The 224-nt window shown below is 50.0% G+C and carries 2 tRNA genes; both read left to right on the forward strand.

What is annotated here, in order from left to right:
- The first annotated feature begins 30 nt into the window (after positions 1-30).
- Positions 31-105 (forward strand) — tRNA-Asn (locus tag B5P42_RS22185).
- 4 nt (positions 106-109) lie between these two features.
- A tRNA-Thr gene (locus tag B5P42_RS22190) sits at positions 110-182 on the forward strand.
- The last annotated feature ends 42 nt before the right edge of the window (positions 183-224 follow it).

The raw sequence follows: 224 nt of genomic DNA on the forward strand, positions 1-224 counted from the left end.
GAGAGTAGGACGTTGCCAGGCTTATATTATTCCGCAGTAGCTCAGCGGTAGAGCTATCGGCTGTTAACCGATCGGTCGTAGGTTCGATTCCTACCTGCGGAGCCATTATGCTTCCATAGCTCAGCTGGTAGAGTACTTCCATGGTAAGGAAGAGGTCACCGGTTCAAGCCCGGTTGGAAGCTTGGGAAAAGTTTTGTTTTTTTTTTGGCCCGTTGGTCAAGTGG

The organism is Bacillus sp. SRB_331, assembly GCF_003264175.1.
Lineage (GTDB): Bacteria > Bacillota > Bacilli > Bacillales > Bacillaceae_G > Bacillus_A > Bacillus_A mycoides.